The sequence below is a fragment of the Streptomyces sp. NPDC000983 genome (assembly GCF_040299205.1).
GTDB lineage: Bacteria > Actinomycetota > Actinomycetes > Streptomycetales > Streptomycetaceae > Streptomyces.
The window spans coordinates 24,520-34,163 of the sequence record NZ_JBEPBM010000056.1; the positions used below are offsets into that span (position 1 = coordinate 24,520).

4 protein-coding genes and 3 pseudogenes are annotated in these 9,644 nt (G+C 70.4%); 6 read left to right on the plus strand and 1 reads right to left on the minus strand.

What is annotated here, in order from left to right; translation table 11 throughout:
• Window positions 1–16 precede the first annotated feature (16 nt).
• The 6 genes and pseudogenes from ABT296_RS35175 to ABT296_RS35200 all read left to right on the plus strand — a co-directional run bounded on the left by ABT296_RS35175 (window position 17) and on the right by ABT296_RS35200 (window position 8,558).
• Window positions 17–778, plus strand: a complete 762-nt coding sequence (locus tag ABT296_RS35175; protein ID WP_351933609.1) for an SMODS-associated NUDIX domain-containing protein — start codon at window positions 17–19, stop codon at window positions 776–778.
• A 190-nt stretch (window positions 779–968) separates the two neighbouring features.
• Window positions 969–5,105: an nSTAND1 domain-containing NTPase gene (locus ABT296_RS35180; protein WP_351933611.1), complete on the plus strand. Its 4,137-nt coding sequence runs from the start codon at window positions 969–971 to the stop codon at window positions 5,103–5,105.
• A gap of 526 nt (window positions 5,106–5,631) precedes the next feature.
• Window positions 5,632–5,892: pseudogene (locus tag ABT296_RS35185) on the plus strand (M23 family metallopeptidase); the annotation flags it as partial.
• 141 nt (window positions 5,893–6,033) lie between these two features.
• A pseudogene (locus ABT296_RS35190) lies at window positions 6,034–6,501 on the plus strand (peptidoglycan-binding domain-containing protein); the annotation flags it as partial.
• Window positions 6,502–6,894: 393 nt separating this feature from the next.
• Window positions 6,895–7,428, plus strand: coding sequence for a hypothetical protein (locus ABT296_RS35195; RefSeq protein WP_351933613.1), 534 nt, complete (start codon window positions 6,895–6,897; stop codon window positions 7,426–7,428).
• Between the two features lie 227 nt (window positions 7,429–7,655).
• On the plus strand, window positions 7,656–8,558 hold the full coding sequence (locus ABT296_RS35200) for a hypothetical protein (RefSeq protein WP_351933615.1): 903 nt from the start codon (window positions 7,656–7,658) through the stop codon (window positions 8,556–8,558).
• 558 nt (window positions 8,559–9,116) lie between these two features.
• Here the strand turns inward: ABT296_RS35200 and ABT296_RS35210 are convergent.
• Window positions 9,117–9,644 (minus strand): annotated as a pseudogene (locus ABT296_RS35210) (IS5 family transposase); the annotation flags it as partial.

Sequence of the window (9,644 nt, forward strand, 5' to 3'; positions counted from 1 at the left end):
GGGGGCGGGTACACGCATGCTGGAAGCGATCTGGACGGGTCTGCTCGTCGCAATGCTGAGCTGGCTCGCCGCCACCCTGTGGCGCAACCGGCGCCGTCTGTCCCTCCTCGCGGTCGCACTGCGGCCCCGCCGTGAGGTCCGGGTCTCGGTGGCCTCGTTGCTGCGGATCCAGGACGACGACCGTCACCTCCTCGTCCACTCGCCCTACCGACCCAACTCCTACGGCCCGCTGGGCGGCGTGCTCAAGTACCACCCCTCGGCCCGTCCCGACCTGGACCGGCTGGGCTTCCGCGAAGACGGTCGGGTGGATCAGCGGATGCGCAGCGACCTGCGCGGTTTCCTGCCCGCCAGGGCACTCCCGCGCTTCTCCCGCTGGCTCGACGCCGAACGCGACCGCGAGACCGCCCTGGAGGCGGTGCGCCGTGAACTGGCGGAGGAACTGACCGAGATAGGCCACCCGGAGCTGACACCGGACATCGCCCGTCTGCGCTTCGCCCATGTACGGCACGTCCTGGAAGGCCCGTTGAAGGTGCCGGGCCGCGCCTTCCGCCAGATCCGCTTCTTCGACGTCTTCGACCTCCACCTCGACACCCCGGAGGCGATCACCCTGCGCGAGGCCCTGCTCGCACTCGCGGCCGACCCCGACGACGTGGGCGCCGTACTCGTCACCGCCGAAGACATCCTCCACGGCCGCCACGACCGCTTCTACGTGGGCCCGCACGCCGCCTACCTGATCGGCCCCCGCCGCCTACGAGCCGACCTGCCACCCTTGCGCTGAACGGCCTGTCAGAGCGGCGCTGTTCGCGCGGGAGGGTCTGAAGCGACGTGCGGCATCGTGCACTGGGGCAGACGGTCACGAAAGCCCTTGAGGGCTTCGAAGCCGTCGTCGTCACTGATCGCGAGACTCGGGGGCTGGGTGTACCTTCGGGCGGCCGACGTTGATGCGTGCAGCCTTGGGGGGCGGCCGAGTGGAGTTGGGGATTCTGGGGGATCTGGCGGTCCGGCGCGGGGGCTCGCCGGTCGACGTCGGATCGCCCAAGGTGCGTCTGCTGCTCGCGGTCCTGCTGAGCAGGCCAGACCGGCCCGTGCCGTCGGAGCTCCTGATAACCGCGCTGTGGGGCGAGCGGCCGCCGCGCTCGGCGCGCAAGAACCTGCAGTTGTACGTCCATCTGCTGCGCAAGGCTCTGGGCCCGGAACGCATCGAGCGGCAGGGCGACGGCTATCGCGTGGTGGCGGGTGATGCGCTGGACGCCACGCGATTCGAACGGCTGGCCCTCCAGGCGGAGGAGGCCCTGCGACGGGGTGAGACAGCGGGCGCGCAGGAGTTGCACGGTGAAGCGCTGCGGTGCTGGAACGGGCCTGCGTTCGCGGAGTTCCTGGATACCGAAGCCGTCGCGACCCGGGCGGCCAGGCTGGAGGAGCTGCGTCTTGCCGTGCATGAGCGGTGGGCCGATTGCGGTCTGGCCCTGGGCAGGCATGCCGAAGTGGTCGCGGAGCTGACGGAGCTGTTGCCCCTGCATCCCTTCCGGGAGTCGCTGCGCGGCCAGCTCATGACGGCCCTGTACCGCTCGGGCAGGCAGGCCGAGGCGTTCGAGCTCTACCGGCAGACCCATGCGCTGTACGGGAGCGAACTGGGCGTCGAGCCCGGCCCGGGTCTGCAGCGCCTGCACCAGGCGATGCTCCGCGGCGACGAGGGCCTCATGCCCCCTGCGGCCCCTGTCGCGGCAGGGGTGCCGGTCGGGGCCAACCCCTACCGGGGCCTGCCGGCGTTCACCTCCTCGGATCACGACCGGTTCTTCGGCCGCGACCGGCTGTGCGGGCTGCTGTGGGAGCGCGTGGAACGCTTCCCCGTGGTCGTCGTGTTCGGCGCGTCGGGATCGGGGAAGACCTCGCTGCTGGCGGCGGGCCTACTGGGCCGGATCCGGCGGGACACGACCGCTCGGTGGCAGCCGGTCATGATGACGCCGACCGACCAGCCGGTGAAACAGCTCGCGGCCGCGCTCGCCGAGCACGACCGGTCCGCCGGTCAGGCGCTGCTGGTGGTCGATCAGTTCGAGGAACTGTTCACCATGTGCTCCGATCCCGCCGTACGGGAGGAATTCGTCGCCGGGCTGTTAGCGGCGTCCCATGCCGGAACGAAGGTCGTGCTCAGTGTCAGGGCGGACTTCTTCGTCCAGATGACCGGGCTCAGCGAACTGGCGCCGGCGCTGATGAGCGAGGCGCAGCTGCTGGTCGGTCCGCCGTCGGCCGCGGAACTGCGCGAGCTGATCGTCCGGCCGGCGGATCTTGAGGGCTGCTCGGTCGACGCCGATCTGCTGGCCACCGTGGTGGCGGAGGCCTCCGGCGCCGCCGCCGCACTCCCGTTGGTGTCCCACGCGCTGCGCGAGACCTGGCGCAACCGGGCAGGCCGCACCCTGACCCTCGCCGCGTACCAGGCAGGCGGCGGAATGCACGATGCGATCGCCCAGACCGCCGAGCACCTCTACGCCGAACTCGAACCCGCCGAGCAGGACCTGGTGCGCCGGCTCATGCAGCGGTTGATCAGCCTGGACGAGGACGGGGTGCGGGACAGCCGGAGGCGGGTCCCGCAGACCGAACTCGACGGGATGGGCCCGGCCGCGGCCGTCGCGGACGTGGTCGACGAGCTGGTGGCGGCGCGCCTGGTGGTCGTGGACGAGGACCGGGTGGAGATCGCCCATGAGGCGCTCATCGTGGCGTGGCCCAGACTGCGGGCCTGGCTGAGCGAGGACCGCCGGCGCCTGGTCGTACGGCAGCGGCTCACCGCCGCGGCCCGGGTCTGGCAGCAGTCCGGGCGGGACGCCGGAGGGCTCTACCGGGGCTCGGGGCTGGCCGAGGCGCGCCCGCACCGCTCGGAGTTGAACCTTGTGGAGCGTGAGTTCCTCGACGCCAGCGAGGAGCTGGCCGAGTCCGAACTCGCTGCGGTGCGGCGCCGGGTCCGCCGGCTGAGGGTCCTGGCGGTGGTGCTGGCGGTGCTGCTGGCGGCGACCGTGGCCGGAGGCGGTGCCGCCTGGCAGCAGCGGCAGGTGGCACAGCGCGAGCACCTGACCGTCCTGGCCCATCAGGCCGCGCTCACGTCGCGCTCGCTGGTCGCCACCGACCCGGACGTCGCCCGGTCCCTCGCCCTGGCCGCCTATCGGCTGCATCCCGACGCCGACACCCTGGGCGCGGTGATCAGTACGTCGGCGTCCGCGCAGCCCAGCGTCGTACTCAACACGAACGGGCCCGCCTCGTTCGGCCTGGCCCTGTCCCCGCACGGCTCGTTGGTGGCGGCGGCCACCAGCGACGGCACCGTGGAGCTGTGGGATCCGAAACGACGCAAGAGGCTGACCACCTTCACCGAACATGTCGTCAAGCCGCTCCCCGAGGGGTTCTTCGCGCTGAGGGCGGCCTTCGACGCAGACGGCAGTCGGCTGGCGTCCCTGGCCCGGGTGAACAATCCGCAGCAGCCGACCGCAGGCTCGGTCGTCGTGCGGGAGGTCCGGTCGAGGAAGGTGCTGTTCAAGCAGGTCGTGTCCGGCGACCTCAGCAACGGTCTGGCCTTCAGCGCCGACGGGACGGTCGTGGCCTACGGCACGGGCGAGGGCACGCAGGTCGCCACGGTGGGCGGTGGTGGCAAGGGCGTGTTCCTGCGCACCGGTATGCCCGCGGCACTCAGCCTGGCCGGCGATCAGCGCTCGCTCGCCGTCACCCGCACCGATGGGACGGTCGCCGTCTGGGACATCGAAACCGGTCGCCGTCGCGTCGAGCTGAACACCGAAGGCGCCCAGGTGGCCCGGTTCGGCTCCACATCCGATGTCCTGGCCACGGCCTCCGAAGAACACGGCATCAGGTTCTGGCGGCTGACCGGCCGCTCGGCCCGCCAGTTCGCCGACCTCCCGGTGCAAACAGCCTTCCCCTGGATGATCTCCGCCCCGGTCGGTGACCGGATCGCGATCGCCGACGAAGAGGGCATGATCTCGATCTGGGACTACCGGCGCCGCGAGCAGATCGCCCGCCACGCCGACCGCTACCGCTCGGAGACCATGGCCCTGGACCTGGCCCCGGACGCGAGCACGGTGGTCTCGGGCGGCCTGGGACGCACCATCGTGGTGCGCCGGACGGCCCTTCCCTTCAGCGGTCACGGCGGCGCCGTGAACGACGTGGACGTCAGCCCCGACGGCCGGCTCGTCGCCTCCGCCGGCGACGACAGGTCCGTACGGATCTGGAATGCCTCCGGTGCTGCCGAACGGCTGCTGGGCGGACACTCCGACCATGTCAAGGCGGTCGCGTTCAACCCGGACGCAACCGTGCTGGCGGCCGTGACACGCGACCACACCCTGACCCTGTGGAACCCGTCGACCGGGCGGCGCCACACCACCATCGCCTTCACCGGTATGGGCACCGGCACGGACGTCGCCTTCAGCCCGGACGGCAGCACGGTCACCGTGATGTCCCTGGGAGGAACGTTCCGCTGGAGGGTCAGCGACCCGGCACACCCCCGTCCACTGCCGGCGCCGGAAGGCCCGCGCACCTCCACCGCCATGACCTACCCCGCCCGGGGCGGCCTCCTCGCCGCGAGCACACCGGCCGGCGGCATCGCCGTGTGGAGCACCGCCGACGACCGACTGGTCAAGGCCTTCCCGGCCACGCAGGGCTCCACGCAGGACATCGCGGCCACTCCGGCGGGCGATCTGATCGCCACCGCCGGCTCGGACCACACGGTACGCCTGTGGTCGACCCGGACAGGCAAAAGCAGGGGAACCCTGACCGGCCACACCGCTGCGGTCGGCACGCTTGCCTTCAGCCGGGACGGACGCCTCCTCGCCTCGGCAGGCGAGGACCACACCATCGTCGTCTGGGACGTACGAACCCACCGGCGCATCGCCACCCTCACCGGCCACACGGCAGACGTGCAGGGCTTGGCGTTCACCCCGGACGGAACCCTGCTGTCCGCGGGAGCCGACCAGCGCATCATCCACTGGCCGCTCACCGCGACCGAAGCCATCCGCCGCATCTGCCGAGCCACCGCCCCACCGCCCACCGCGGCGCAACTCGACCGCCACCTCCCCGGCCAGGACACCGGCGCACTCTGCCCGCGGCCCTGACCTGGGCGCGCCGACGGTGCGGCGTGCTCCTCGGCAGGCGGTGCGTGGCCGGCACCACCGCCCGTGTGACCTTCGCACATACCCGGCCTATACCGACGGAGAGCACGCTCAGCGCACCGGTCGACCCCCGCCGGCGAACCCACGATGAGGGCCGTACAGGGCTGCGCCCACCTCGGCCCTCATCGTGACCGCCATGCGGGCGACGCACCGCGACCGAACGCGACCGCGTGCAGCGCCCAGCCACAGCGGAAGGGCACCTGCCGTCCCATCGCCGCCCGCACATCCCGCCCCAGACACGCATGAACTCGACACCGGAGAAGGAGACACGTTGACGTCCCGCATCCGCACGCTCAGCCCAGGAGGGCTGCTCGTCAGACTGCTCGTGGTTGTTGCCGCGCTCGTCGTCCTGCCCTGGCAGGCCGCGCCGCCGGCCGCCGCGGCGGCCCCGCCCATCGCCTTCCAACTGCCCTTCACCTGCGGCCAGCAGTGGCGACTCGACTCCTGGGCACACGCACCCGCGCTCGACATGGTCCGCGAGCCCAACCAGGCCGGCACCGAAGGAGCACCGGTGCTGGCTCCGGCCTCCGGCACGGTCCGGCAGTCCTTCTACCACTCCAACGCCGGCAACGTGATCCAGATCAACCACGGGCAGCGCTACTTCACCACCTACCTGCACCTGCAGACCCGCGACGTCAGCGTCGGGCAGACGGTGCAGCGCGGCCAGCTGATCGGCCGGGTCGGCAAGACGGGGCCCACCTCGAACAACCACCCGCACCTGCACTTCGAGCTCGCCTACGACGCCGACAACAACGGATCCGCCACCTGGGGCAACTCCACCTCCGAACGGGTCCGCCCCTGGTTCAACGGCGTCGAGTACGGCCAGGCCAACGGCCGGACCTGGCGGAACGTCACCAGCAACAACTGCGGCGGCACACCGGCGCCCACCTGCAGCGGTATCAACCTCGACTTCACCGCGTACCCCCTCATCCAGCAGGGATCCAACGGCAATCTGGTCAAGGCGGCGCAGTGCCGGCTGATCACCGCCGGACACAACCCGGGAGAACCGGACGGCGACTTCGGGCCCAACACCGTATCGGCGGCGAAGGCCTTCCAGTCCGCCCGGGGCCTCACGGCCGACGGTGACATCGGCCCCAAGACCTGGACAGCCCTGCTGTCGTACGGCTCGACACCGGCGCTGCAGAGCGGGTCGACCGGCGCGGACGTCAGTCGACTGCAGCGGGCACTGACCGCGGCACTCGGCCGCACCGTGGGCATCGACGGAGACTTCGGCCCCAACACCGAACAAGCCGTGCGCGACTACCAGACCAGTCGCGGCCTCGGCGTCGACGGCGACGTCGGCCCGCAGACCTGGGCAGCCTTGCAGGCCGGACGATAACCACCCGCGCGGGCGGGGAAGCACGGCCCTCCCCCCACCACCGGCGTCGGATGGTCGCCGGAACAGCCCTGCCAACCAATAGGCCGGCCGCTGAGATCGGTTGGCGAGCGGTACCGAGGAATGGGGCTGCTGCTGGGGAGGCGGTCATGCCCACGGCCTTCCAGCGGAACAACAGATCCCGCCCTGGCCGCATGCACCTGGCCCACCTCACGCGGCCTGGCGAACCCTGCTGTCTCGTCGGCCGGCAGGGGAGTCAGGGCCCGGCCGCATCAGTGGCCGGAGGCTGTCTGCATGTGCCCAGAGCTGCTCATGAGAACGAAACCAACAGACGGAGGAAACCCCATGAAGTACCGATTCCGAATCACGAAGCCCGTCTCAGCCGTGCTGTGTGTCATGGCGCTGGCAGTCGGAGCCGGCAGCACCGCCGCGGCCGCCACGGACCGCACCGCGCAGTCGGCCGAGTCGAAGTACGCGGCGCAGGCGAAGGCGGTGGGCCTTTCGAACCGGCAGGCAGCCCAGGTGCAGGACCGGGTGGACGCCAAGCTGGCGGACATCAAGGTTCCGGCGGAACAGGTGGGGTACAACGAGATCCGGGCGAAGGACGGCAGCGCGATCATCACGGTGTCCGTGCCCGGCGTGGCCAACACCAGCTGCGCCTACGAGTACCTGTGCCTGTGGACCGGTCCCAACTGGACCGACAGCAAGGTGTCGTTCTACCAGTGTCGGGACTACGACCTGAACAACTACGCCTTCAACAACGACACCCTCACCTCGTACAAGAACAACCAGACCACCGGCACGGTGGCCCGGTTCTACAACTGGGAGGGCCGCAAGGTGTACAAGTTCGGCAGCACGGCCTACCACACGGAGGACAGCCTCGCGAACACCCCCTGGGACAACATGATCGACATAGTCGACGTCTGCTGAACCTCTGCCCATAGCCCGAACATCAGAGGAGCCGCTGCTGTATCGCCCGTGGCGGGCGTGAGTTCGAGGGTGTCGGCTCGGTCCGGTGATCTTCGGGTCGGCCGCGCATGGGAGGGGGCCTCCTGCACAGCTCGTGGGTGTCGAATCCATAGAGCAGCAGGAGGCCCCCGGTGCTGCAGGTTGAAAGGGCTCAATCAATGTCAGTGCCGTGCTGTTCACTTGGCCGCGTGGACACCTCAACTCTGCGCACCCGTCTGAATAACGCCTGGCGCACGCCCGAACTGCACTGCCCGCTGCCCCTTCATGGGGCAGGGCATGTCTGTGTGCCCAGCGACGCGGAGGATCTGGCCGAACTGGAGCGCGTCGCTGCGGACCTGGTTGACGGGGCGGGTCTGCCAGTATGTGCCTGGATCGTCGGAGGCAGGGCGGCAGGGGTGCCCGACGGTCCGCCGGTGGGCGGGGAGGGTGGGCTCCCCATCGGCGGGGAGAGCGGGCTGCTGGAACTGCGCGGGTGGGTGCTGGCCGAGCACTGGTTCGGATACGGCGTGACGGCCACCACCGATGGCCCGCGCCGCGTCGTGATCCTCGCCCGGCGCGCGTTCACCCGCCCACCCGGGGTCGGGTGGGTGGAGTTGCTGCGGGAGGCCACCGGACGGACGGAGCCCGACCGGTGCGGCGTCGACTGGGCCGCGACGGAGGCAGCGCTGGGCACCGCGCTGCCCGGTGACTACAAGGACATCGTCGACGCCTTCGGCCCGGGCAGCTTCGACGAGTACCTGGACCTGCTGGTGCCAGGTGCGCCGAGCACGGATCTAGTCTCCTGGGGCCAGGACATGGCGCGGTACGCCGACCTGTACCAGCCATATCCGGTCCACCCCGCGCCCGGCGGCGTGCTCATATGGGGAACCTCCGAGCAGGAGCTGAGCTTCCACTGGCTGACCGGACCGGCCGATCCCGACGACTGGCCGGTTCTGGTGCAGTACCTGGGCGGTGAGTGGCAGCGCTTCGACTGCGGCACCGGCGAGTTCGTGCTGCGCCTGCTCACCGACCGCACCCCGCCGTTCGCCTTCCCGCCCTCCGCCGGACCGTTCCCCCACTGGTTCGCCTCATGGGAGCTGCCGGAGGGCTAAGCCCCTGCTAACCCGGCTGTCAGCGCCGCTGACCATGCTCGGCGAAGTGTCTGAGTTGTCGGGACGGGCTGCGGATTCGCTGGTCACGACCCCGCTACAGGTCGGTTCAGAGGCCCCCGTAGACCCGCTGTTCCGGATCTCGCCGCCGATGATCGACCTCTACGCGGTGGGAGTGCAGTGGGCCCTGGGCGACGCCGGAGCGGCACTCGAAGTCGGGCGGGGACTGCGAGCGGAACTCTTTCCCATAGCGGAGCGCAAGAGCCGGATGCCCACTGAACTGGCTCGTGCGTGGTGGCAGTGGGGCCAGCCCGAACAGACGGCCCAGGAGCTACTGGCAGCGCTACGGATTAGTCCCGGAGAAGTTCGCGACTGGCCCGCGATCAGAGACATTGTGGCCGTCTTGGGCTCGCGACACCCCCGCGCATCCGGCGTCCGAGACTTGACGCCCTTCGAGCGGCCCGCCTCGCGGTCTTCCGATGGGCCACCCGCTGCAACACCAGGAGGAGGCACTCCAGCATCGGCCAGATCAGCCCAAACGCCTTCGAATAAGAAGTCATCTCATTTGGCGAGTCTGCGGTAGCAGATGAGGGTGCAGGCGATGCTGGTGAAGGCGAGGAAGTGGTCGGCCTTGCGTTCGTAGCGGCGGTGGAGGCGTCGGCATCCGGCGAGCCAGGCCATGGTGCGTTCGATGGTCCAGCGGTGGCGGCCCAGCCGTTGCGAGGACTCGACTCCCTTGCGGGCGATGCGGTGGGTGATGCCGCGCTCGCGTAACCATCGCCGCAGGTGGTTGTAGTCGTAGCCCTTGTCGGCGTGGAGTTTGCCGGGCAGGCGCCGTCGTCGGCCGCGGCGCGAGCGGATCGGCGGGATGCCCTTCACGAGCGGGATCAGGGCCTGGCTGTCGTGCAGGTTGGCTCCGGAAATGGCGACGGATATGGGCAGACCTGACCGTTCCGTGATCAGGTGGATCTTCGATCCGTACTTGCCCCGGTCAACAGGATTCGGACCCGTCAGATCCCCCTTTTCAGGGCCCGCATGTTCACCGAGTCGATCGCGCACCGCGACCAGTCCAGCTCGCCGCGGGCACCG

Excerpts from the sequence above, each read along its gene's own strand:
- ABT296_RS35175 (WP_351933609.1), top strand. The coding sequence starts at position 17 with ATGCTGGAAGCGATCTGGACGGGTCTGCTCGTCGCAATGCTGAGCTGG.
- ABT296_RS35195 (WP_351933613.1), top strand. The coding sequence starts at position 6,895 with ATGGCGCTGGCAGTCGGAGCCGGCAGCACCGCCGCGGCCGCCACGGAC.